Source organism: Pseudonocardia nigra, assembly GCF_019396355.1.
Taxonomy (GTDB): domain Bacteria; phylum Actinomycetota; class Actinomycetes; order Mycobacteriales; family Pseudonocardiaceae; genus Pseudonocardia; species Pseudonocardia nigra.
Window position 1 is genome coordinate 1 of sequence record NZ_JAHKRK010000046.1, and the last position, 22,447, is coordinate 22,447.

The 22,447-nt window shown below is 73.3% G+C and carries 22 protein-coding genes, 1 tRNA gene and 1 pseudogene; 14 read left to right on the forward strand and 10 right to left on the reverse strand.

Features of this window, described 5'->3' with window-relative positions; genetic code table 11:
* Positions 1 to 136: 136 nt before the first annotated feature.
* Complete coding sequence (locus tag KME75_RS14300; RefSeq protein WP_219415124.1) at positions 137 to 490, reverse strand: hypothetical protein; 354 nt, start codon at positions 488 to 490, stop codon at positions 137 to 139.
* 123 nt (positions 491 to 613) lie between these two features.
* On the opposite strand from KME75_RS14300, the gene KME75_RS14305 reads away from it, so the two are divergent.
* Positions 614 to 1,798, forward strand: a complete 1,185-nt coding sequence (locus KME75_RS14305; protein ID WP_219415125.1) for an IS630 family transposase — start codon at positions 614 to 616, stop codon at positions 1,796 to 1,798.
* On the opposite strand, the gene KME75_RS43120 is transcribed toward KME75_RS14305, so the two are convergent.
* The 3 genes and pseudogenes from KME75_RS43120 to KME75_RS14315 all read right to left on the reverse strand — a co-directional run bounded on the left by KME75_RS43120 (position 1,799) and on the right by KME75_RS14315 (position 3,692).
* Positions 1,799 to 2,305, reverse strand: a complete 507-nt coding sequence (locus KME75_RS43120; RefSeq protein ID WP_308282776.1) for a GNAT family N-acetyltransferase — start codon at positions 2,303 to 2,305, stop codon at positions 1,799 to 1,801. It lies immediately after the preceding gene.
* Between the two features lie 197 nt (positions 2,306 to 2,502).
* Positions 2,503 to 3,195: pseudogene (locus tag KME75_RS46735) on the reverse strand (GNAT family N-acetyltransferase); the annotation flags it as partial.
* 11 nt (positions 3,196 to 3,206) lie between these two features.
* Entirely contained in the window at positions 3,207 to 3,692 is a 486-nt protein-coding gene (locus tag KME75_RS14315) for a DUF309 domain-containing protein (protein ID WP_219415149.1), read from the reverse strand.
* 57 nt (positions 3,693 to 3,749) lie between these two features.
* On the opposite strand from KME75_RS14315, the gene KME75_RS14320 reads away from it, so the two are divergent.
* Together KME75_RS14320 and KME75_RS14325 are read left to right on the forward strand one after the other, a co-directional pair.
* Positions 3,750 to 4,886, forward strand: a complete 1,137-nt coding sequence (locus KME75_RS14320) for a dipeptidase (RefSeq protein WP_219415127.1) — start codon at positions 3,750 to 3,752, stop codon at positions 4,884 to 4,886.
* Between the two features lie 52 nt (positions 4,887 to 4,938).
* Positions 4,939 to 5,550 (forward strand): vitamin K epoxide reductase family protein, encoded by a 612-nt coding sequence (locus KME75_RS14325; RefSeq protein WP_219415128.1) that lies wholly within the window; start codon positions 4,939 to 4,941, stop codon positions 5,548 to 5,550.
* 9 nt (positions 5,551 to 5,559) lie between these two features.
* Here KME75_RS14325 and KME75_RS14330 read toward each other — a convergent pair whose 3' ends face one another.
* A complete protein-coding gene (locus tag KME75_RS14330; protein ID WP_219415129.1) occupies positions 5,560 to 6,351 on the reverse strand; it encodes a helix-turn-helix domain-containing protein in 792 nt (263 codons plus the stop codon).
* Between the two features lie 81 nt (positions 6,352 to 6,432).
* Here KME75_RS14330 and KME75_RS14335 point away from each other — a divergent pair, with 81 nt between their 5' ends.
* Positions 6,433 to 7,428: an NmrA family NAD(P)-binding protein gene (locus KME75_RS14335; protein WP_219415130.1), complete on the forward strand. Its 996-nt coding sequence runs from the start codon at positions 6,433 to 6,435 to the stop codon at positions 7,426 to 7,428.
* Positions 7,429 to 8,062: 634 nt separating this feature from the next.
* On the opposite strand, the gene KME75_RS14340 is transcribed toward KME75_RS14335, so the two are convergent.
* Positions 8,063 to 8,146 (reverse strand) — tRNA-Leu (locus KME75_RS14340).
* Between the two features lie 107 nt (positions 8,147 to 8,253).
* Between KME75_RS14340 and KME75_RS14345 the strand changes: the two genes are divergently transcribed.
* The 5 genes from KME75_RS14345 (at position 8,254) to KME75_RS14365 (ending at position 13,047) form a co-directional block, all read left to right on the forward strand.
* Positions 8,254 to 8,889 (forward strand): ANTAR domain-containing response regulator, encoded by a 636-nt coding sequence (locus KME75_RS14345; protein WP_219415131.1) that lies wholly within the window; start codon positions 8,254 to 8,256, stop codon positions 8,887 to 8,889.
* Positions 8,890 to 9,043: 154 nt separating this feature from the next.
* Complete coding sequence (locus KME75_RS14350; protein ID WP_219415132.1) at positions 9,044 to 10,372, forward strand: branched-chain amino acid ABC transporter permease; 1,329 nt, start codon at positions 9,044 to 9,046, stop codon at positions 10,370 to 10,372.
* A 10-nt stretch (positions 10,373 to 10,382) separates the two neighbouring features.
* Positions 10,383 to 11,468 carry a branched-chain amino acid ABC transporter permease gene (locus tag KME75_RS14355; RefSeq protein WP_219415133.1) on the forward strand — a complete coding sequence of 362 codons (1,086 nt, stop codon included), beginning with the start codon at positions 10,383 to 10,385 and terminating at the stop codon, positions 11,466 to 11,468.
* Positions 11,465 to 12,307: an ABC transporter ATP-binding protein gene (locus tag KME75_RS14360; RefSeq protein ID WP_219415134.1), complete on the forward strand. Its 843-nt coding sequence runs from the start codon at positions 11,465 to 11,467 to the stop codon at positions 12,305 to 12,307. Before KME75_RS14355 ends, KME75_RS14360 begins: the two co-directional genes overlap by 4 nt.
* A complete protein-coding gene (locus KME75_RS14365) occupies positions 12,304 to 13,047 on the forward strand; it encodes an ABC transporter ATP-binding protein (RefSeq protein ID WP_219415135.1) in 744 nt (247 codons plus the stop codon). The genes KME75_RS14360 and KME75_RS14365 overlap by 4 nt, the downstream gene beginning before the upstream one ends.
* 29 nt (positions 13,048 to 13,076) lie before the next feature.
* On the opposite strand, the gene KME75_RS14370 is transcribed toward KME75_RS14365, so the two are convergent.
* The 4 genes from KME75_RS14370 to KME75_RS14385 all read right to left on the reverse strand — a co-directional run bounded on the left by KME75_RS14370 (position 13,077) and on the right by KME75_RS14385 (position 16,953).
* On the reverse strand, positions 13,077 to 14,369 hold the full coding sequence (locus KME75_RS14370; RefSeq protein WP_219415136.1) for an ABC transporter substrate-binding protein: 1,293 nt from the start codon (positions 14,367 to 14,369) through the stop codon (positions 13,077 to 13,079).
* A gap of 145 nt (positions 14,370 to 14,514) precedes the next feature.
* A complete protein-coding gene (locus KME75_RS14375) occupies positions 14,515 to 14,937 on the reverse strand; it encodes a hotdog fold thioesterase (RefSeq protein ID WP_308282772.1) in 423 nt (140 codons plus the stop codon).
* 12 nt (positions 14,938 to 14,949) lie between these two features.
* Positions 14,950 to 16,089 carry a winged helix DNA-binding domain-containing protein gene (locus KME75_RS14380; protein WP_219415138.1) on the reverse strand — a complete coding sequence of 380 codons (1,140 nt, stop codon included), beginning with the start codon at positions 16,087 to 16,089 and terminating at the stop codon, positions 14,950 to 14,952.
* Positions 16,090 to 16,137: 48 nt separating this feature from the next.
* The gene (locus KME75_RS14385; protein ID WP_219415139.1) at positions 16,138 to 16,953 is read right to left on the reverse strand and encodes a class I SAM-dependent methyltransferase; all 816 of its coding nucleotides are present in this window, start codon (positions 16,951 to 16,953) and stop codon (positions 16,138 to 16,140) included.
* A 231-nt stretch (positions 16,954 to 17,184) separates the two neighbouring features.
* On the opposite strand from KME75_RS14385, the gene rpsA reads away from it, so the two are divergent.
* From rpsA to KME75_RS44910, 5 genes are all read left to right on the forward strand, one after another.
* On the forward strand, positions 17,185 to 18,657 hold the full coding sequence (rpsA, locus tag KME75_RS14390; protein WP_219415140.1) for a 30S ribosomal protein S1: 1,473 nt from the start codon (positions 17,185 to 17,187) through the stop codon (positions 18,655 to 18,657).
* Between the two features lie 155 nt (positions 18,658 to 18,812).
* The gene (locus KME75_RS14395; protein ID WP_219415141.1) at positions 18,813 to 19,502 is read left to right on the forward strand and encodes a hypothetical protein; all 690 of its coding nucleotides are present in this window, start codon (positions 18,813 to 18,815) and stop codon (positions 19,500 to 19,502) included.
* A 21-nt stretch (positions 19,503 to 19,523) separates the two neighbouring features.
* Positions 19,524 to 20,720 (forward strand): dephospho-CoA kinase, encoded by a 1,197-nt coding sequence (gene coaE, locus KME75_RS14400; RefSeq protein ID WP_219415150.1) that lies wholly within the window; start codon positions 19,524 to 19,526, stop codon positions 20,718 to 20,720.
* Positions 20,721 to 20,814: 94 nt separating this feature from the next.
* On the forward strand, positions 20,815 to 21,543 hold the full coding sequence (locus tag KME75_RS14405) for an RNA polymerase sigma factor (RefSeq protein ID WP_219415142.1): 729 nt from the start codon (positions 20,815 to 20,817) through the stop codon (positions 21,541 to 21,543).
* Positions 21,540 to 22,382: a hypothetical protein gene (locus KME75_RS44910; RefSeq protein ID WP_219415160.1), complete on the forward strand. Its 843-nt coding sequence runs from the start codon at positions 21,540 to 21,542 to the stop codon at positions 22,380 to 22,382. The genes KME75_RS14405 and KME75_RS44910 overlap by 4 nt, the downstream gene beginning before the upstream one ends.
* Positions 22,383 to 22,447: the final 65 nt, after the last annotated feature.

Consider the following 22,447-nt stretch of genomic DNA (forward strand, 5'->3'; position numbering starts at 1 on the left):
GGCCACCGCGCGGTCGCCACCCGCTACGACAAGCGCGACTACATGTTCCGCGGAACCATCGACGTCGCCTCGATCAGGATCTGGCTCCGCGACCCCGTCCCATGATCCAAGGGACACGCTCTAGTGGTTCCGGTCGTTAGTTCGTCGGGGGTCTGAGGTCCTGCCAGGCGGTGGGATCGCCGAGGTAGAGGCCGCAGGCGAGGTCGAGGGCGTCCTGGCAGGTCCCGATCGGTAGTCCGCTCGGGAAGATCGACTCTTGGTAGTCGTCGTGGCTGGCCCGGTAGATCGCGACCTGCCAGTCGTGGGCGGACCCGACGTAGCGCAGCCGGCACAACGGCAGGGTCCCTGCCTCGGTAGTGGCCTCGACGTAGGTGAACACGCCGCGGTGATGCATCTGCAACTCGGTGATCTGCGGCCAGCGTTCGCGGGCACGAGCGGCCAGCCGCTGCCGCACGGAGATCTTGGTCGACTCGGGGAACGTGACCGCCACCTACTCATCGTGACAGCCGCCCGGTGTGCTGCCGGGCCCAGGACAGGTGCCTCTGGCCGCCCGGACTGGGATCACGGTGTGTCGCGACCCCGCTCATCATCGCTGCCAGAGGACAACGCAGCGATGCCAGTGCCCAGCCCGTTTGTCATCGTGCTCACCGCGACCGAGGAGACCGAGTTGCTGGCACGAGCGCGCAACGGGCGCACCGAGCATCGAGACCGGGTCCGAGCCCGGATTGTGCTCGCCGCCGCGGCCGGTGACTCCAACGCCGCGATCGCCGCCGAACTCAGGCTGTGTGTCGACACTGTGCGCAGATGGCGCCGTCGGTTCCTCGCCGGGCGCCTGGAGGGCTTAGCCGATCGGCCCCGGTCCGGGCGGCCGCGGCGGTTCACCGCGGTGCAGGTCGCCGCGATCACCGCGCTGGCCTGCACCCTGCCCGCCGAGACCGGGATACCCCTGTCACGGTGGAGCAGCACCGAGTTGGCCACCGAGGCCATCACCCGCGGCGTCGTCAAGACGATCTCGGCGTCCACGGTGCGCCGGTGGCTGGCCCGCGCGGCCATCAAGCCCTGGCAACACCACTCCTGGATCTTCCCCCGCGACCCCGACTTCGAGACCAAAGCCGCCCGAGTGCTCGACCTCTACGCCCGCACCTGGGAAGGGACCGAGCTGGGCCCGGACGACTACGTGATCAGCGCGGACGAGAAGTCCCAGCTCCAAGCCCTACAACGTCGCCACCCCGGCCGACCTGCCGGTCCGGGCCGAACCCGGCAGGTGGAGTTCGAGTACCGGCGCGGCGGGACCCTGGCCTACTTTGCCGCCTACGACGTCCACCATGCCCAGGTGATCGGCACCATCGCCCCGAAGACCGGGATCGAGCCCTTCACCGAACTGGTCGCCAAGGTCATGACCAGTGAGCCCTACGCCTCCGCGCGGCGGGTGTTCTGGATCGTCGACAACGGCTCGTCGCACGCCGGGCAGGCCTCGGTCGACCGGATGACCGCAGCCTGGCCCACCGCGACGCTGGTGCACCTGCCGATCCACGCGTCCTGGCTCAATCAGGTCGAGATCTACTTCTCGGTCCTGCAGCGCAAGGCCATCAGCCCCGTCGACTTCCCGATCTCGACGCCCTCGCCCAGCGCATCCTGGCCTTCCAAGATCGCTACAACACCAGCGCGACACCGTTCGACTGGACCTTCAGCCGCACCGATCTCCGAGCACTGCTCGACCGCCTGGGCCCACCTGAGCAGACCACCGCGCTCTCGACCGCCGCATGACCCCCGACGAACTAACGAACCCAACCACTAGCTAGCGCGGACACGCTGGTCGGTCCGACACGAGCCGGTCGTACCAGCCACCGTCGTCGAGCCGGCGCTCCTCCCCGACGCCGACGAGCCCGTCCTCCCGGAACCGCCCGGCCAGGGTGAACCCGGCCCGCTCCGCGACGTGCCGGCTCGCGGTGTTCGTCCAGGAGGCGCCGATCTGCAGCCGGTGCCTGCCCAGCCCGCCCGCCTCGACCGGGGTGAACGCGTGCGCGGTGACCAGGTCGACGGCCTCGCCGACGACCCCGCGGCCGCGCGCGTCGGGGTGCGCCCAGTAGCCGATCTCGCCGCCCGTCGGGTTGCGCGGCGTGTCGAGGCCGAAGATCCCGACGTTGGCCAGCAACCGGTCGTCGGCCTTGTCGGTGACGGCCCAGGTGGCCCCGTCCCCAGCGACTCCTGCAGCCGGCAGCCCAGCACGAACGCCCGGGCGTCCTCGGTCGTGTACGGGTGCGGCAGGTGGACGAGCCAGCGCCGGGTCCGCTCGTCGCCGCAGGCCTCGGCGATCCGCGGCAGGTCGGCCTCGACGCGCGCGCGCAGCCGCACCCGCTCACCCTCCAGGACGGGCACCGGCCACCAGGTCGTCCGGGGCCGGGCCGGATCGCCCGGGCGCAGGGAGGCGTACCAGGCGTCAGCCAGGGCCCCGCGCCGATCCAGTGCCCGCGGACGGACGCCGTCGAAGGTGAACCCGCAGGCGTGCGCCACCCGCCAGGACGCCAGGTTCCCCGCCGCCGCCCACCAGTGCACGATCGGCAGGTCGTGGGAGTCGAACCCCCATCGGGTCGCGAGCCGGACCGCTCGGGACATCACGCCGCGGCCGCGGGCCCACGGCGCCAACGCGTACCCGAGGAACGGTGGTGCCCCGGGGCTCAGCGCGACGTTCCCGGCGAACCGGGTCCGCTCGCCGTCCCGCGCCTCGATCGCCCACCCGAACGCGCTGCCGTCGCGCCACCCCGCCGGGACGGCGTCCTCGACCCAGCTGCGGGCATCCGCGGGACCGTACGGGCTCGGGATTCTGGTCCAGCGGACGGTCTCGGGATCGCGGGCCATGGCGACGAGGTCGTCGACGTCGGCGAGCGTGGGGAGGCGCAGCGTCACCACGCCGTCGGTGAGCTCGGGCGGGGACATCGCCAGATCATGGCGGCCGCGCGAGGGCGACGCGATCGAAATCGGGGCCCCGCGAAGTACGTACCGGCGCGGTGCTCCCGTAGCCCTGCGCCCCGACTGCCGGCGCTGTCCGGATCGGCGCGAGAACGCCGTGTCTGCTGGCTGAAGTGCGCGAAACGTCATCTCGCCACGATCTCGGTCGTGGTGATCGCGGCGAGTGCGCGGTTTCCGTTGCCGGCGGCGCAGCGAGCGCACTGTCGCGACGATCTCGGCACGCATCCCGCGGATGGTCAGAGCGGGTCGGCGCCGCGCAGCCGTGGCCGCACGTCCGCGTCGGTCAGCACGGCGACGCCCGCGTGCCCGATCTGCCGGGCCAGCGCCTCGGCGTGCGCCCGCAGCCCCGGGACGTCGATCCCCGCGGGCGCGGGCCCGTCCCACTCCGCGAGGTGCCCCGCCGCCCGGTCGAGGAGCGCGGCCGCCCCGCGGTCGTTGCCGCGCTGCACGTGGGTGAGGCCGACCGCGAGCTGAGCCAGCGCCCGCCACAGCTGCCGCTCGTCCGCCGGCGCGGCCTTCCACGCGCCCTCCAGCACCTCGTGGGCCTGGAACGGCAGGCCGTCGTCGAGCAGGCGCTGGGCCTCGGTCACCGACTCGTCCGGGGGCAGCACCAGGTCATCGGGCACCCGGTCCACGCCGGCGGCCCCGCGCGGCAGCGGGCGGCCCGAGGCGTCGCGGGGACGGGAGTTGCGGGCCCGCCCGGTGGCGTCGCGGTCGCGCATGGTCACGGCGCCCACCCTGCCACCGCCCGGGCGACACCGCAGGAATACTCGGGCACCGTGCACCACGACGCCGCGCTCGACCTGCTCACCCGCACGCCGCTCGTCGACGGGCACAACGACCTGCCGTGGGCGCTGCGCCGGCTCGCCGGGCCGGACCCCCGCGCGGCCGTTGCGGGCACCGACCTCGCGGCCGGCCTGCCCGCCCTGCAGACCGACCTGCCGCGGCTGCGCGCCGGACGGGTCGGCGCTCAGTTCTGGTCGGTGTACGTGCCGTGCTCGTTCGCCGGGGCCGACGCCGTCGCCGCGGTGCTCGAGCAGGTGGAGCTGGTGCACCTGCTCGCCGAGCGCTACCCGGCCGACCTCGGTCTCGCGACCACCGCCGACGAGGCCGAGACCGCCTTCGCGGACGGCGGGGTGGCCTCGCTGCTGGGCGCCGAGGGCGGACACTGCATCGGGGGCTCCCTCGGCGTGCTGCGGGCGCTGCGCCGGCTCGGCGTCCGATACCTGACGCTCACGCACAACCTGAACACCGACTGGGCCGACTCCGCCACCGACGAGCCGGTGCACGGCGGGCTCAGCGCGTTCGGCCACGAGGTGGTGCGCGAGATGAACCGCATCGGCATGGTCGTCGACCTGTCCCACGTGGCCGTCACGACGATGCGCGACGCCCTCGCGACGACCGCCGCGCCCGTCCTGTTCACCCACTCGTCCTGCCGGGCGGTCACCGACCACCCCCGCAACGTCCCGGACGACGTGCTGGCCGCCCTGCCCGCCAACGGCGGGGTCTGCATGGTGGCTTTCGTGCCGCGCTTCGTCTCCACCGCCGTGGCCGAGTGGGACGCGCTGCTGCAGGAGGCCATGACCGCCGCCGGGCTCGACCATCGGGACCTGCGGGCCCGCGACGCCTTCGCCGCGAGGTGGGACGGCCCGCCGTGCCCGTCCGCCACGCTCGACGACGTCGTCGCGCACGTCGAGCACGCCCGCGAGGTCGCCGGCATCGACCACATCGGCCTGGGCGGCGACTACGACGGCACCGCCGAGCTCCCCGTCGGGCTGGAGGACGTGTCGCGCTACCCCGCGCTCTTCGCCGCGCTGCTCGAGCGCGGGTGGAGCGAGCAGGACTGCGCGAAGCTCGCCGGCCGCAACGCGCTGCGGGTGCTGCGGGCGGCCGAGGACGTCGCGGGCACGTCCTGACCGGGACCGCCTGCCCGCGTAGCGCCGACCCTGCTGGGTACAGCCGGGGGACGTGGTCGACGAGGGAGGCGGCATGGGCTCGTGGTGGAGCAGACGGCCGGCGGGGCCGCGGGCCGCTGCCGTGCGGCCGGGCGGCGGGGGAGTGGGCCGGTCCAGCTCGCCGGCGGCGGAGCGGGTGAGCGACGACCTGCGCCGCGGTACCGGCAGCTACCTGGAGCAGCGGCGGCGGATCGCCGGGCTCACCTCGCTGGCGGGGTTCGCGCTGGGGGTGGTCGGGCTGTACCAGTTCGGGCTGCTGCGCCGGATCCCGGAGCCGCCGCTGCGGATCTTCGACGCCGCCGCGGTCGACGCGTCCGGTGAGGCCTACCAGGAGTTGAAGACGCCCGACGCGACCCTCGGCCTGCTCAGCGCGGCCGTCACGCTCGTGCTCGCCGGTGCGGGCGACCGGAACCGGGCGCGCACGGCGTCGTGGCTCCCGCTGCTGCTCGCGGCCAAGACCGCGGGCGACGCGGCCGGCGGGCTCGTCCTCACCGCGGAGCAGCTCACGAAGCACCGCAAGGTGTGCTTCTGGTGCACCATCGCCGCCGTGGCACAGATCGCGACCGTGCCGTACGCGGTGCCCGAGGCGAGGGCAGCGCTGCGACAGCTCCGCGGCCGCGGCTGACCGGTGCCGTCACCCACGCACGGCGCTCGGCGCCACAGCCCGCTCGCGCTTGAACGCCGCGCTGAACGCGAACGCGTCGGCGTACCCCACGCGACGCGCGACGGCCGCCACCGTGGTCGCCGGGTCGGCGAGGTACTCGGCCGCGAGCGTCATCCGCCACTCCCGCAGGTACGTCAGGGGCGCACACCCCACCAGCGCGCGGAAGCGGCGGGCGAACGCCGCCCGGCCCGATCCGCCCCGCGCCGCCAGCTCCTCCACCGTCCAGCGGTGCGCCGGTTCGTCGTGCAGGGCGGCGAGCGCCGGGCCGACCACCGGGTCGGCGAGTGCGGCGAACCAGCCGGGCCGCTCGGCCGCGCGGGCGCCGAACCAGGCGTGCAGCGTGCACGTGAGCAGCCAGTCCAGCAGCCGGTCGCGCACCACGGACGGCCCGTCGCCGCCGATCTGCCGGTCGAGCAGCTCCAGGAGGGTCACGCAGTCCGGCCCGTCGGGCGCGACCACGGCGACGCCGGGAAGCGCGCTGGTCAGCCGGACGCCGCCGGCCCGCGCCCGGTACCCCCACACCATCACCGACGCGCCGGCACCGCCCGCCGTCACGGGCACCGGGTGGCCGGGCTGCAGCATCACGACGCCGCCCGGGGGCAGCGGTCGGCCTTCGACCGTTAGCTCGCCGGTGACCAGCCCGACGAACACCAGCGGCGCGCGTACCGGGACGGCGTACTCCTCGCCCCGACCGAGGCGGGCGCGCAGCAGCGTGCCCTCGTGGGTCCGGATCCCCCGCAGGAGCGCCTCCAGAACAGTCACGCCCGGATCGTAGACGCGCACGCAGCCCTCCCAGACGCGCCGACATGGCCGCGGGACTCGGGGCGCCGTTGACTGATCGACATGAGTGCAGAGATCGCCGTCCTCGCGGGGACGGGCAAGTCGGGACGGCGGGTGGCCGCCGCGCTCCGGGCGGACGGACATCCGGTGCGCGTCGCGTCACGGCGCGCCGAGGTGCGGTTCGACTGGACCGACGACCGGACCTGGCCGGCCGTCCTGGACGGGGCCGGCGGGGTCTACCTGGTCGCCCCGGACGACCCCGCCCCGGTCCCTCCGTTCGTCGCCGCGGCCGAGCGCGCCGGGCTCGAGCGGGTCGTGCTGCTGTCGGGCCGGGGCTCCGAGGCGTGGCACGGCCGGTTCGGACGGTCGATGGCCGCGGCCGAGGACGCGGTGCGCGGCAGCGGCCTGCGCTGGACGGTCGTGCGGCCCAACAACTTCATGCAGAACTTCACCGAGGACCTCTTCCACGCCCCGCTGCTCGCCGGCCGCCTGGCCCTGCCCGCGGACGGGGTGCCGGAGCCGTTCGTCGACCTCGACGACGTCGCCGCCGTCGTCGCGCGGCTGCTCACCGCGGACGGCCACGCCGGCCGGACGTACGACCTGTCGGGCCCCACCGCGCTCACCTTCGCCCAGGCCGTGGCGACCATCGCCGCCGCGGCGGGCAGGCCGATCCGCTACGAGACCCTGACCCCCGACGCCTACGCCGCCGAGCTGAGGGCCGGCGGCCTGGGGGAGTGGGCCGCCGAGCTGAACGGCATGTTCGCGATCATGGCGGAAGGACACATCGCGGCCCCGGCAGGCGGTGTCGAGGAGGTGCTGGGCCTGCCGCCGCGGTCGTTCGCCGACTGGGTGGCCCGGACCGCACCCACCGGCGTCTGGACCCCGGGGGGGCTGACTCCTCACGCCTTCGGCCCCACCACCTCGTCGAGCGCGGCCACCGCGGCCCGGCGGGCCACCGAGATCGTGTCGGCGCGGGGGCGGCGGTGGGCGATCCCGAGCCGGTCCAGCGCGGCGGCGCAGAGGGCGAGGATGTCGGCGGACTTGTTCGAGAAGAAGTAGCGCGGATACTCGTGGCGGGTGGTCCTGCCGTCGACCGTGCGGGTGGCCCAGTTGGTGATCCGGCAGCCGTCGGAGTGGAACAAGCCGCGGAGGAACGCGCCCGTGTGCTGGTCGACGAGGTCCTCCTGCCACGGCTCGAGCAGTATGGGTCGGGTGTGCTTCTTCCCCGGGCCGTGTTGCGGGAAGAGGCATAACCAGTGCTTCGAGTAGCTCTTGATCTCCATGCAGCCCGTGCGGCGGACCCGGCACACGGACGCGGCCAGCACATCACGCATCGACGCCTCGACGTCGTCCATGATCTTCGGCCAATCGTCGGAGCAGGAGAGGGACAGCGCTTGAACGCCGCGTCGATGCATCGTGATGTGGCCATCGCCGAGGTAGGCACCAAGGAGATACGCATAGGACCCGGCGAGAGTGCCGTGGCCACAGCGCGGGCAGCGGGATCCAGATTGCCCGGAAGCCCGGCGATCGCCTCGTCGCCAGTGGGCGATGGTGCTTTCCGGTATGCCTGTCACTCGGGCGATCTCACGCGTGGACACACCCGGGTGGCACAGTGCCAGGACCCGGTCGACCGTGTCCTGGGGGTACATGCTCCGAGTATCCGGAGCGGCACCGACAGTTCTGGAGAGAGGAGTGCCGGGAGCGGGACTCGAACCCGCATGTCCGTCAGGACAGACGATTTTGAGTCGTCCGCGTCAGCCGATTGCGCCATCCCGGCGGGGTGCGGTCTAGAGACTAGCAGCCACTGAGATCACAGGCCTTCGTGCCCGCGAGGCCGGTAGTCTGAATGCATCCCGTACGACCCTCCGACGAAGGAGCCCCCCTGTGACCCAGCAGGTTTCGGAGCAGGACAGCACCGCCGGCGAGGCCGCACCGGCCACCGGCCTGCGCGTGCTCGTGGTGGAGGACGAGGCGCTGATCCGCCTGGACCTCACCGAGATGCTCACCGAGGAGGGCTACGTCATCGCCGGTGAGGCCGGCGACGGCGAGCAGGCGGTCGCGCTTGCCCGCCAGCTGCGCCCCGACCTCGTGATCATGGACGTCAAGATGCCCAAGGTCGACGGCATCGCGGCCGCGGCGTCGATCGTCGAGGACCGGATCGCCCCGGTCGTCATGCTCACCGCGTTCAGCCAGCGCGAGCTGATCGAGCAGGCCCGCGACGCCGGTGCGATGGCCTACCTGGTGAAGCCGTTCGCCCGGCACGAGCTGGTGCCGGCCATCGAGCTCGCGGTGTCGCGCTTCGCGGAGAAGCGCGCGCTCGAGGACGAGGTCGCCTCGCTCAACGACCGGCTCGAGACCCGCAAGGTCGTCGACCGGGCCAAGGGCCTGCTGATGATCCGGCAGAACATGACCGAGCCGGAGGCGTTCCGCTGGATCCAGCGCACCGCGATGGACCGCCGCACCACCATGAAGGGCGTGGCGCAGGCGATCGTGGACGGGCTGGCCGCCCCGAAGGCCTGACCAGGGCCCCTGCGGCCGGACGGGTTCCGGCCGACAACTGAACATTACGGCGAGTGCACGATTCGGCCGCGCAACCGGACGTTCGTCACTCGCTGAGCTAAGGTTCCGCGCCGTGCGGCAACAACCGGTCGACACCGGGGGTCCAGGAGGATTCGTGCGGCGACGACTGGTCACTCTTCTCGTCCTCGTGCTCTGCGCCATGGCGGCAGGCACCGGGTGGGCGACTGCCCAGGAGGGGGAGGCGGTCGGCGGCACCCTGCGCGGGCCCGAGGGCGATCCGGTCGCCGGGGTCACGGTCACCGTCACCCAGGGCGGCCAGGAGATCGGCTCGGCGACCACCGATGCGGAGGGCGCCTGGCAGGTGCCCGTCCCCGCGCCCGGCAACTACGACATCACGCTCGACCCGGCCACCCTGCCCGACGGCGTCGTGCTGCGCGACGCCGACGGCGCCACGCTGGCCGGCGTGACGATCCGGCCGGGCCAGCAGCGCACCGTGCTGTTCCCCCTGGTCGCGGCCGGTGAGGCCGCGCCAGGAGGGGAACCGGGCGGCGGGCCGGCGCCCCCGCCCGTGCCGGCGGACACCGGGCCGGGCATGGGCGCGTTGCTGGCGCAGCTCGTCGTCGCGGGCATCAAGTTCGGCGCGATCATCGCGATCACGGCGATCGGCCTGTCGCTGATCTTCGGGGCCACCGGCCTGATCAACTTCGCGCACGGCGAGCTGGTGACGATCGGCGCGGTCGTGGCGTTCTTCCTCAACGCGGCGGCGTCCGGGCCGGGGTGGCCGCTCATCCTCTCCGGCGTCATCGCGGTAGTCGTCGGCGCCCTGTTCGGGGCCGGCCTGGAGCGCGGCCTCTGGCGGCCGCTGCGGATCCGCGGCACCGGCCGGATCCAGCTGTTCATCATCTCGATCGGGCTGTCGCTGCTGCTGCGCTACGTCGTGCTCGTGATCTTCGACTCGCGCCCGCAGCCCTACGCCGACTACGTCATCCAGCAGGTGATGGAGTTCGGCCCGGTCGCGATCACGCCGCGAGACCTGGTGATCACGCTGCTGTCCCTGCTGGTACTGGTCGGGGTCGGCGTCATGCTGCTGCGCACCCGCATCGGCAAGGCGATGCGCGCGGTGGCCGACGACCGCGACCTGGCCGAGGCGTCCGGGATCGACGTCTCGCGCGTCACCCTCTACGTCTGGACCCTGGGGGGCGGGCTGGCGGCGCTCGGCGGGATCCTCTTCGGCCTGTCCGAGGTCGTCGCGTGGGACATGGGCTTCCGGCTGCTGCTGCTGATGTTCGCCGCGGTGATCCTGGGCGGCCTCGGCAGCGCGTTCGGGGCCATGGCGGGCGGGCTGTTGGTGGGCCTGGTCGCGCAGCTGTCCACGGCCTGGTTCCCCGTGGAGCTGCAGAACGCGTGGGCGCTCGGTGTGCTGATCCTCGTGCTGCTCGTCCGTCCACAAGGCATCTTCGGCCGGGCCGAGCGGGTCGGGTAGGGGGCTAGCGATGGATCTGGTCGTCATTCTCGCCGACGCGGTCCGGGGCGGCTTCGGCCCGGTTGCCGCGATCTACGCGCTCGCCGCGGTCGGCCTGAACATCCACTTCGGCTACACCGGGCTGCTCAACTTCGGGCAGGTCGGGTTCATGCTCGTCGGCGCGTACGGCGTGGCCATCACGGTGGCGGTGTTCGGCGGCCCGCTGTGGCTCGGGGTGCTCGTCGGGATCGTTCTCGCCGTCGTGCTGGCGCTCCTGCTCGGCATCCCTACGCTGCGCCTGCGGGCCGACTACCTCGCGATCGCCACCATCGCGGCGAGCGAGGTGTTGCGCATCGTCTTCAACGCCGGGTTCGCCCGACCGGTCACCGGCGGTGTGTTCGGTCTGCAGCAGTTCGCGAACGCGTTCTACGCCGTCAACCCGATCCCCGGCGGCTCCTACGGGTTCGGCAGGCTGAGCTTCTCGCAGCGCGACCTCTGGGTGATGCTCGTCGGCTGGGGCGCTGTCGCGGTCGCGACGCTGGGCGTGTTCCTGCTGATGCGCAGCCCGTGGGGCCGTGTGCTGCGTTCGATCCGCGAGGACGAGGACGCGGCGCGCAGCCTCGGGAAGAACGTCTACGGCTACAAGATGCAGAGCCTCGTGCTCGGCGGCGTCGTCGGGGCGTTCGGCGGCATGCTGCTCGCCATCGACGCGCAGGCGGTGGCCCCCAACACGTTCAACCCCGAGGTCACCTTCTACATGTACGCGCTGATCATCCTCGGCGGCGCGGGCACGGTGCTCGGGCCGGTGCTCGGCTCCGTGCTGTTCTGGCTCCTGCTGAGCGTCGCCGACAGCGCGCTGCGGCAGGCGGCCGGGGCGGGGTACCTGCCGGAGATCATCTCGGCCGCCGACGTGGGCGCCCTGCGGTTCGTGCTGGTCGGGATCCTGCTCATGCTGCTGCTCGTGTACCGGCCGCAGGGCATCCTGGGCAACGCGCGGGAGATGCGCCTCGAGGCCGGGGCGGGCGGCATGGCCGCCGGGCGCAGGCGGCGACCGTGGTCGCGGCGCCGCTCGGCGGGGGCGGACGAGCAGCGCGTCGAAGAGAAGGTGGGCCGATGACCACGACGGATGCGCTGGCCGGCGTGGCCGCCGAGCCCGGTTCCGCGAAGCCCGACCCGCTGCTCGTGGTCGACGGCGTGCGCCGCGACTTCGGGGGCATGCGCGCGGTGGACGTCGAGCACCTGGAGGTGCAGCGCGGGGTCATCACGGGGTTGATCGGGCCGAACGGCGCGGGCAAGACCACGCTGTTCAACCTGCTCACGGGCTTCGACAAGCCGACGGCCGGCCGGTGGACGTACGACGGGCAGGACGTCACGGGCGTGCCCGCCCACAAGCTCGCCCGCCGCGGGATGGTCCGCACCTTCCAGCTCACGCGGGTGCTGTCGCGCCTGACCGTGCTGGAGAACATGAAGCTCGCCGCCGTCGACCAGCGGGGTGAGCGCTTCATGGCGGCGCTCCTGCGGCCGCTGTGGGGCGCCCAGGAGGCCGAGGTGGAGCGCCGCGCCGACGAGCTGCTCGAGCGGTTCCTGCTGCACACCAAGCGCGACGACTACGCGGGGTACCTCTCCGGTGGGCAGCGCAGGCTGCTGGAGGTGGCGCGGGCGCTGATGGTGGATCCGACGCTGGTGATGCTCGACGAGCCGATGGCGGGGGTGAACCCGGCGTTGCGGCAGGACCTGCTCGGCCACATCGACGGGCTGCGGCGGGCCGGGCGCACGGTGCTGTTCGTCGAGCACGACATGGACGTGGTCATGGAGATCAGTGACTGGGTGGTGTGCATGGCCCAGGGCCGGGTCATCGCCGAGGGGCCGCCGGCAGTCATCTCGGGCAACCGCGAGGTGATCGACGCCTACCTCGGCTCGCAGCATGACGAGCCCACCTACCGGGAGGAGTCATGACCGACACGGCCGCCGGTGAGCCGTTGCTCGCCGCCGAGTCCGTCGTGGCCGGGTACCTGCCCGAGGTCAACATCCTCAACGGCTGCGACCTGCACCTGGCGCCCGGCGAGATCGTCGGGATCATCGGGCCGAACGGCGCGGGCAAGTCCACCCTGGTGAAGGCCATGTTCGGGTTGCTGCCGATCCGGTCGGGGTCGATCCGGCTCGACGGCACCGAGATCACCAACGTGGCCGCGCACCGGCTCGTCTCGCTCGGGATCGGGTACGTGCCGCAGAGCCGCAACGTGTTCCCCTCGCTCACGGTTGAGGAGAACCTGCAGATGGGTCTGTACCAGCGGCCCAAGCGGTTCGCGGAGCGGATGCGGGCGGTCACCGACCTCTTCCCGCTGCTCGGCGAGCGGCGCAAGCAGCGGGCCGGGTCGCTGTCGGGCGGGGAGCGCCAGGTGGTGGCGATGGGGCGGGCGCTGATGATGGAGCCGAAGGTGCTCCTGCTGGACGAGCCGTCGGCGGGCCTGTCCCCGGTGGCGCAGGACGACGCGTTCGAGCGCATCCGCACGATCAACGGGGCCGGCGTGTCGATGGTGATGGTGGAGCAGAACGCGCGGCGCTGCCTGGAGATCGCCGACCGCGGCTACGTCCTCGACCAGGGCCGCAACGCCTACACCGGGACGGGCCGGGAACTGCTCACCGACGAGTCGGTGATCGAGCTGTACCTGGGGACGCTGGCCAAGGCGAAGTAGTCCGGGAGACAGCGGAAGGGGTCATCGGATCAGCTCACGGGCTGGGACTGCACCGTGTCGAGGGTGACGAGCTCACCCTGCTCGTTGAACGAGTAGATCTCGATCGACGCCGTGCCCGGCTCGCCGGCCGGGACGAACTCCAGCGGGCCGCTGGCGCCGTCGTAGTCGATGTCCTCCCCGTTCGCGACGAGCTCCTGGCACTCGGCGAAGGACGTGCACTTCGTGCCCTCCCTCGTGACTCCGACGATCTCGTCCTTGAAGACGCTGGGGTCGTCGGTGCCCGCCACCGCGGCGGCCAGGGCGATGATGTTGACGCAGTCGAACACCTGCGGGGCGAACTGCGTCTCCACCAGGTCGGGCGCGAACTCCCGCAGCCCGGTCAGGAACTCCTCGTTGGCCGCCGACGCCGGCGCGGTGCCCTTCATCCCCGCGAGGACCGCCGGGTTGCCCGGCGCGACGAGCGAGGCCAGGTCGGTGTTGCGCAGGCCGTCGGCGCCGTACACGCCGACCGCGTTCGGGCCGAGCCCGGCCTCGATCAGGCCCTGCAGGATCTGGGTGCCCTCCTCGAACGCGATCACGACGACCGCGTCCGGCTGGGCGCCCTGCACCTGCTGCACCAGCGCGTCGAAGTTCTGAGCGTTCGGGTCGTAGGTCTCGTTGAGCGCGACCGTGGCGCCCGCCTCTTCGAGCGCCTGCGCCGTGGCGTTCGCCAGGCCCACGCCGTAGTCGTCGGCGCGGGCGACGATGGCGACGTTGCTGTGGCCGTCGGAGATGATCGTCTCCGCGAGCACCGGCCCCTGCAGGGCGTCGCTCGGCGCCGTGCGGAAGTAGTAGTCCTGGTCGTTGTAGTCGGTGAAGTTCGGCGCGGTGTTCGAGCCGGAGCACTGCATGACCTCGGCGCCGGTGACCCGGTCGATGATCGCCAGCGACTGGCCGGATGCCGCGGCGCCGAGCAGGGCGTCGACGCCGGCCGCCAGCACGCGGTCGGCCGACTGCTGGGCCACGGCCGCCTGGTCGGACTCGTCGCCTGCGACCAGGTCGGGGATCGGCGCGCCGAGGACGCCACCTGCCGCATTGATCTCGGACACGGCGTAGCGCGCGGCTTCCACCTGCGGTGGGCCGAGGTAGGCCAGCTGGCCGGTCTGGGGGAAGACGTATCCCAGCATCAGGGTGCCGTCGCCGCCGTCGGCGGCGCCGCCGCCGGGAGTGGGGGCCGCGTCCGGGGCCGTGCCCTCGCCGTCGCCGCCACCACCTCCGCAGCCGGCGATCAGGAGCGCGGCCGCGGACATGACCGTGATCGCGCGCAAACGGGTGCTCGTCATCTGCTCCTCCGGTTCGTGGAGATCACGAGGTGTCCGCGGAGCGTAGTCGGGGACCGGCGGCGCGGGAGCCGATTGGAGCCGAGTCGTGACCCGTTCGCGTCGTCGGGGGCCCGCATCGGGGGATCGGCTCGGGGCGGCCGCCGGGTCAGCCGGGCCGGTTGTCGCGGTGGAGGCAGGTGAGCTTCGCGGTGCACGTGCGCCGCCCCTCCTCGTCGGTGATGACGATCTCGCTCGTCGAGGTGCTGCGGCCGACGTGGATCGGGCGGGCGACGCCGGTGACGACGCCGCTGGTGGCCGAGCGGTGGTGGGTGCAGGCCAGCTCGAGGCCGACCGGGAACCGGTCGGGGAGCGCGTGCAGTGCGGAGAGCGTGGATCCCAGCGTCTCGGCGAGCACCGCGTTCGCCCCGCCGTGCAGGAGCCCGAAGGGCTGGCGGTTGCCCTCGACCGGCAGCGTGCCGACGACCTCGTCAAGGCTCAGCTTCAGCAGGGTGATGCCCATGCGCTCGGCGAGCTGCTCCGGGGGCGGTGGCGGGTGGCAGGTCGGCGGGGTCGATCGGCACGGCTGCACTCTATGTCGCACTCATGCCCCCACCTCCTCCCACCCGACGCGGACCGCTCCGGCACCGGTCAGCGGGCCGAACCGCTGGGGGGCGGCGTCGACGGCCCGGCGCAGCGGCGGGTCGACCGCGGCGAAGGGATGCACGGTGACCGCGAGCTCGCCGCCCCGGCGCTCGTGGCTCCAGACGCCTGCCACTGCCCCGTCGACCACCAGCACCGGCGAGATCCAGCCCGCGGTGCGGGACACCGCCGCCTCCCTGCCGGGTGGGATCGCCCGCCTGCGGTGGCTCAGCGGGGCGATCACCCACGGGTCGAACCCCGGGAGCAGCACGGGCGCGTCGGCGGCGTCGGTGCCGCCGTCGGGAACGGCCGCGAGCGCGTCGGCGTCCTCGGCGCGCACGACGTAGCCGGCCTCGCCGTCGATCTCGACGGGGGTGAGCGCGTCGGCGTGCTCGCGGATCCACTGCCTCGCGGGTGCGGGCTGCTCGCCCCACCAGCGTGCGATGTCGGCCGGGACGGCGGGGCCGTTGGCGGCGAGGAACCGCAGCAGCACCTCCCGGTTCGCCGCGGCCGGGTCGAGCGGCGTGACCGGCCTGCCCAGCCACGCCGCCGGGTCCACGAACGTGACGGTGCCGTCGGTGGCGGGCCCGGAGCAGAGCAGCCCGCGCGCCGCGGCGGGCTTGAGCAGCCCGCCCCACCCCGTGGCCAGGGGCCCGGCGAGCGACGGGTAACCGAGTCGCGCGCATACGGCGTCGGCGAGTTCGTTCCGGGTCATCGGGGTGGCGCCGAGCACCTCGGCGACCGCGTCGGTGATCGCGCGCAGTCGGGCGCCGGTGACCCCGTGCTCGCGCTCGAACGACGGCGGGAAGCGGCGCCGCGACTCCCGGTCGGTGAGCGCCCCGACCCACACGTCCAGCTCGTCGGCGGGCAGCAGGTGCAGGGTGCCGCGCATCGCCCAGGTACGGACGAGGCAGCGATCGCCCCACAGCGCGCGGTCGAGGTCGGGCGGCCCCGCGCTGCGGACACCGGCGATGAGCGCGGTGGCCGACGCGACCTGCGCGTGCAGCCCGCAGACGCGCCTGGCCGCACCGACGGCGTCGGCCGCGGGCTCGAGCAGCAGCTGACGGCGCAGCCGCCACCGGACCACCTGTCGCCAGGTCACCTTCACGAGGCGATCACAGCACGGGGGTCCGACAGTTCGGCGGGCGCGCTACGGCCGGTGACAGATGAAGATCGCCGTACCCGGGAAGAGGGCCCCCCGCAGCGGGGACCACTGCCCCCACACGGTCTCCCGCCCCTCCGGCCATTCCGGCTCCACGACGTCGTCGAGCACCAGCCCGGCGGCCACGACGTCGCGCACGCGGTCACCGATCGTGCGGTGGTGCTCCACATAGGTCGCTCGGCCGCTCGCGTCGATCTCCACGTACGGGGTGCGGTCGAAGTAGGACTGCTGCACCACGAGCCCGTCCGGCCCGGGGTCGTCGGAGAACATCCAGCGCATCGGGTGGTTCACCGCGAACACCCAGCGGCCGCCGGGCCGCAGCACGCGCGCCACCTCGCGCATCACCCGCTCCGGCTCGGCCACGAACGGGACGGCTCCGAAGGCCGAGCAGGCGATGTCGAACGACGCGTCGGCGAACGGCAGCCGCTCCGCGCCGGCCTGCACCAGCGGCACACCCACCCCGGTGGCGGCGCCCAGCGCGGCGGCGTGGCGCAGCATCGCCCCCGACAGGTCCAGCGCCACCGGCCGTGCGCCTGCCCGCGCGAGCCAGCGCGCGCACGGGGCCGAGCCGCAGCCCACCTCGAGCACGCGGCGCCCGGCGACGTCGCCGAGCAGGTGGGCGTCGGCCTCGCGCAGGCCCTCCGGGCACCAGACGAAATCGACGTCGCCGATGTCGCGCCCGTGTTCGGCCAGGTAGTCGTCTGCGTCGGCGTCCCACCAGAGGCGGCTGGCGCGCTCGGACTCCTCGGTGCCGACGGTGCGGCGGGCGACCCCCGCCGTCCCCAACATCTCCTCGGCGCTCATGTCAGGATATTGGCAGCTCGCACGGGGGTACCCGCATTGCCGTGCTGATCGGGGCGCGCGTAGCATCGTACTCGCGGTGTGGTCAACGTCGCGGGTTCAGCGCGCGCTTCGCCCGACCACACGTCGCGTTGCAATCCACGATCCACGAGCAAGGGTGACAGCACCACGTCACAAGACGTACTCCACCAGGTCCGCACCACCAATCCATCCACCACCGGAGCACTCCACTACATGTCCACCGACACCACCGCCGCCCCGACCACCACGCCGCAGGTCGCCGTCAACGACATCGGGACGGAGGAGGACTTCCTCGCCGCCATCGATCAGACGATCAAGTACTTCAACGATGGCGACATCGTGGAGGGCACCATCGTCAAGGTCGACCGCGACGAGGTTCTGCTCGACATCGGCTACAAGACCGAGGGCGTCATCCCCTCGCGGGAGCTCTCGATCAAGCACGACGTCGACCCCGCCGAGGTCGTGTCGGTCGGTGAGTTCGTCGAGGCCCTGGTCCTCCAGAAGGAGGACAAGGAAGGCCGCCTGATCCTGTCCAAGAAGCGCGCGCAGTACGAGCGCGCCTGGGGCACGATCGAGGCCCTCAAGGAGGCCGACGAGCCGGTCGAGGGCACGGTCATCGAGGTCGTCAAGGGCGGCCTGATCCTCGACATCGGGCTCCGGGGCTTCCTTCCCGCCTCGCTGGTCGAGATGCGCCGCGTGCGCGACCTGCAGCCCTACGTGGGCCGCAAGATCGAGGCCAAGATCATCGAGCTGGACAAGAACCGCAACAACGTGGTCCTGTCCCGGCGCGCCTGGCTGGAGCAGACCCAGTCCGAGGTCCGCAGCGAGTTCCTCAACCAGCTCGCCCGCGGCCAGGTCCGCAAGGGTGTCGTCTCCTCGGTGGTCAACTTCGGTGCGTTCGTCGACCTGGGCGGGGTCGACGGCCTGGTGCACGTCTCCGAGCTGTCCTGGAAGCACATCGACCACCCGAGCGAGGTCGTCGAGGTCGGCCAGGAGGTCACGGTCGAGGTCCTCGACGTCGACCTGGACCGCGAGCGCGTCTCGCTGTCGCTCAAGGCCACGCAGGAAGACCCGTGGCGCCTGTACGCCCGCACCCACGCGATCGGCCAGATCGTGCCGGGCAAGGTCACCAAGCTCGTTCCCTTCGGTGCGTTCGTGCGCGTCGAGGAGGGCATCGAGGGCCTGGTGCACATCTCCGAGCTGGCCGAGCGCCACGTGGAGGTTCCGGAGCAGGTCGTGCAGGTCGGCGACGACGCCATGGTCAAGGTCATCGACATCGACCTCGACCGGCGCCGCATCTCGCTGTCGCTCAAGCAGGCCAACGAGGGCATGACAGCCGAGACCGAGTTCGACCCCACCCGCTACGGCATGGCCGCCGAGTACGACGACCAGGGGAACTACATCTACCCCGAGGGCTTCGACGTCGACAGCGGCGAGTGGCAGGAGGGCTTCGAGGCCCAGCGCGAGGCGTGGGAGAAGCAGTACGCCGAGGCGCACACCCGCTACGAGCAGCACATCGCGCAGATCCGCAAGACCGCCGAGGCGGAGGCCGAGGCTGCCGCCGACGGCGGCGGTGCCGCCAACTACTCCTCGCAGGGCGGGGGTGCCCCGGCCGAGTCCGGCGGATCGCTCGCGAGCGACGAGCAGCTGGCCGCGCTGCGGGAGAAGCTCTCCGGCGGAGCGTGATCACCCTCCGGGGATGATCCTCGGACGGCCCCGGCGACCACTGGTCACCGGGGCCGTCCCCGTTCCGGTGACCGAAGGGTCACATTTGGGCCCCGTTCGGTGCTCGACCGGGTGCGTGAGGTGAGTTCCGCGCCGCTGCGATCTACCGTGGAACCATGCGCGGGGGACGTCGCCGAAGGAGAGGCCTCCGCGCGGGTGCGGTGGCCCTCGTCGCGATCGCGCTGGCGGCGGCGTGCGGTGCGCCGTCCGCGGAGAACACGCCCGTTCCCACGTTCGCCACACCCACCGAACAGCGCGACGCGTCCGGCGCACCCACCCCCGCCGACGGGGAGATCCCCGACGACTGCGTGCGTGTCCTCGACCCCGCCGTCATCGAGGCAGTGCTCGGCCTCCCGCTGGGTTCGGTCGGTGTGCGCACCATCATCGGCATCCCGCAGCCGTCCGTCGGGCGCACCGAACGGGTCTCGTGCAGCTACGTGGGCACGCCTGCGGGGCCGGCGAACGGTCGCACGCTGCTCGACGTCAACGCCAGCGCCTACACCGACCCGGACGCGGCCAGGAACCAGTGGCGCGTCAACGCCGACGCTGAGGACGGCGACCGCCGTGAGCTGCCGATCGGCAGCGCGTCCGCCGTGCTGATCGACCGCGCCGACGAGTCCGTGCTGATGGTCGTGCACGGCACGAGCAACCTCAGCCTCGTGCTCCCCGACCGGCCACTGCCCGGGGGCCGCCCCCGTGGCGACGCGCTCGTCGACATCGCGCTGCGGGCACTGCCGGCCGTCGCCCAGTCCGGGGCGGCCCCGCCGCCCCCCACCAGCCGCACACAGCGACCGGGCTCCGCGTGAAGATCGCGTAGCGTGACCCGCATGCTGCGGGCGGGGTTGACCGGGGGAATCGGATCGGGCAAGTCGACCGTCGCGCGCCGGCTCGTGCGGCACGGAGCCGTGCTCGTCGACTCCGATGTGCTCGCCCGCGAGGTGGTCGCCCCGGGCACCGAGGGTCTCGCCGAGGTCGTCGCGGCGTTCGGTCCCGAGGTCCTCGACGCCGAGGGCGCCCTGGACCGTCCGGCGCTCGCCGCCGTGGTCTTCGGCGACCCGGGCGCACGGGAGCGCCTCAACGGCATCGTGCATCCCCTCGTCCGCCGCCGCAGTGCCGAGCTGATCGCCGCTGCACCCGCGGACGCCGTGGTGGTCCAGGACATCCCGCTGCTCGTCGAGGGCGGGATGGCCGCGCTGTTCCCGCTGGTCGTGGTCGTGCACGCGGACCCGGAGGAACGGGTCCGGCGCCTGGTCGAGCTGCGCGGCATGCCCGAGGCCGACGCCCGCGCGCGGATCGCCGCCCAGGCCGGCGACGATCTGCGCCGTGCGGCCGCGGACGTCTGGCTGGAGAACACCGGCGCGCCCGCGGAGCTGGAGGCCGCCGTCGACGCGCTGTGGTCCGGCCGGCTCGTCCCGTTCGAGGAGAACGTGCGCATGCGCCGTCCGGTCCGCGGCGGGCCGGCCCGGCTCGTCGAGCCCGATCCGGAGTGGGCCGCCCAGGCGGCGCGGCTGGCCGCTCGGGTGGCCGCGGCAGCGGGAGAGCGCGGGCGCGGCGTCGCCCACACCGGTTCCACCGGGGTTCCCGGGCTGCCGGCGAAGGACGTCATCGACCTGCAGCTCGGCGTCGACTCCCTGGCCGACGCGGACGCGATCCGCGACGCCCTGCGCGACGCCGGGTTCCCGCGCCGGCCCGAGATCGACCACGACAACGCGAAGCCCACCGGCTCGGCACCGTGGCCCGAGCGCTACCACGCCTCCGCCGACCCGGGCCGGCCCGTGCACCTGCACGTGCGCGAGGTCGGCTCACCGGGCTGGCGCCACGCCCTGCTCTTCCGCGACTGGCTGCGCGCCGACGCCGACGCGCGCGCCGAGTACCTCGCGGTCGAACGGGAGGCCGAGGCACGCTACGGCGACGATCCGAACGGACTCCGTTACAGCGAGTACACGGAGCCGTGGTTCGACGCCGCGCTGCCCCGCGCCGAAAGCTGGGCCGCATCCTGCGCGTGGTCTCCGTCGTTGCACTGATCGGACGAGCGGCTCGTAACGCACCGCAGCGGGCTCGCGATGGGGAAACAGGATCGGTCCACGTCCGTGTGATCGGTGATGGGAGGACCAGAAGGTGAGCGCACCGGTCGACCAGCGTGCGAACGCCGACGAGATCCCCGCCGCAGAATCCGGGAACACCCGCATCGTGCAGGACGACCCCACCCCGACGCCCGCCCAGCTGCGCGTCGACTTCGGTGCCCACCTCGAGGCCAACTACCAGCGGCTCGTCGCCCAGCTCTACGCGATCACGCTGGACCCGGGTGAGGCCCACGACGTCGTCCAGGACGCCTACTCGCGGGCCTGGCGCAACTGGGCCGAGGTCGGCCGCTCGCCCGACCCGAGCGCCTGGATCCGTCGCGTGGCGGTGCGCTCCACCATCCGCAGCTGGCGGCGCCTGTTCGCGCGCCTGGGGATCGGCCGCCCGCGCACCATCGGGGCGGGCGTCGACCCGCGCACCGGGGCGCTGCTCGCCGCACTCGGCAGGCTGCCGGCCGCCGAGCGCCGCGCGGTCGTCCTGTCGCACATGGCCGGCGTGTCCCTCGCGGAGATCGCCGCGGTGGAACAGGTCACGGTCGGCACGGTGCAGGCGCGCCTGTCGCGGGCACGGAACGTGGTCACCGAGGGCATGGCGGACGCCCTGCCCGCGGTGCTGGGGGTCGCCGTCGACGACGGCTACGACGACGACTACGAGGTCGGGGCGCACGACGCCGACGAGGACGGTGCCGACGGGCACGCGGCCGAGGGGCACGACGTCGAGGGGTACGGCGTCGACGCGCACGACGACGAGGGGGAGAACCGGTGAACGAGTCCTTCGACCGCGTGACCGACGAGTTCCGGCGGCTCGACGACGAGCTGTCCGCCGCGGTCACCCTGCCCGCCGTCGACTCGGTCATCCGCCGTGCCGGCACCCTCAACCGGGCCAGCACGGCCGCCGCCGCCGCGGTGCTCACCGTCGGTTCGCTCGGGGCGGTCACGGCACTCGCACAGGTCGCCGCCCCCGTCTCCACCGCGGAGGCCGCGGGCGTCGTGTCGCCCGGGGCGTCCCCCGGTGGCACCGAGGCGCAGGACCGCGGCCCGTCCGCGGGCGGGCAGGACGCCCAGGCCGGCGGCGGCGCCGCCGCGCCCGCCCCCGGATCGCCCCAGCAGCAGCAGCTCGCCCCGCTCCTGCCCGGGCAGCCGCTGCCCGAGGGGATCGGCGGCGACGTCCCGCTCGCGCCCCCGCCGCCGCCCCCGGCCGACGGACCGCCTCCCGCCGTGCTCCCGCCCGCGGGCGCGGTCACGCAGGACCCGACGGTGAACCCGCCCGCGACCGGCGAAGGTCAGCCGGACCCGACGACGCGGCCGTCGCGGCCGTCGACGAACAACCCGCCGCGAACAACGAACCCCCGCCCGCCGGTGACGACGAACCCGCCGACCGAGGAGCCTCCCACCGAGGAGCCCCCGACGGAGGAACCTCCTACCGAGGAGCCGCCGACGGAAGAGCCTCCGACGGAGGAACCTCCTACCGAGGAGCCCCCGACGGAGGACCCGCCCACGGAGCCGCCGTCGGACGGCGGTGGCGAGACCTCGACGTCGGCCGCCCCGCCGATGACGGAGACCGGGACAACCGTGCCGACGGGAACTCCGACCACCGCCGCCTGATCCCGGCGAAACCCCGCTGATCAAGGCGCAGACGTCGTCCTGACAGATCGACAAGGGACGTCAGT

Bases quoted from the DNA above. Each gene is read 5' to 3' on its own strand.
- KME75_RS14305 (WP_219415125.1), top strand. From the start codon at position 614: ATGCCAGTGCCCAGCCCGTTTGTCATCGTGCTCACCGCGACCGAGGAG.
- KME75_RS14315 (WP_219415149.1), bottom strand. From the start codon at position 3,692: ATGCGCGACCGCGACGCCACCGGGCGGGCCCGCAACTCCCGTCCCCGC.
- KME75_RS14335 (WP_219415130.1), top strand. From the start codon at position 6,433: ATGAGTGCAGAGATCGCCGTCCTCGCGGGGACGGGCAAGTCGGGACGG.
- KME75_RS14355 (WP_219415133.1), top strand. From the start codon at position 10,383: ATGGATCTGGTCGTCATTCTCGCCGACGCGGTCCGGGGCGGCTTCGGC.
- KME75_RS14360 (WP_219415134.1), top strand. From the start codon at position 11,465: ATGACCACGACGGATGCGCTGGCCGGCGTGGCCGCCGAGCCCGGTTCC.
- KME75_RS14365 (WP_219415135.1), top strand. From the start codon at position 12,304: ATGACCGACACGGCCGCCGGTGAGCCGTTGCTCGCCGCCGAGTCCGTC.
- KME75_RS14370 (WP_219415136.1), bottom strand. From the start codon at position 14,369: ATGACGAGCACCCGTTTGCGCGCGATCACGGTCATGTCCGCGGCCGCG.
- KME75_RS14385 (WP_219415139.1), bottom strand. From the start codon at position 16,953: ATGAGCGCCGAGGAGATGTTGGGGACGGCGGGGGTCGCCCGCCGCACC.
- rpsA (WP_219415140.1), top strand. From the start codon at position 17,185: ATGTCCACCGACACCACCGCCGCCCCGACCACCACGCCGCAGGTCGCC.
- KME75_RS14395 (WP_219415141.1), top strand. From the start codon at position 18,813: ATGCGCGGGGGACGTCGCCGAAGGAGAGGCCTCCGCGCGGGTGCGGTG.
- coaE (WP_219415150.1), top strand. From the start codon at position 19,524: ATGCTGCGGGCGGGGTTGACCGGGGGAATCGGATCGGGCAAGTCGACC.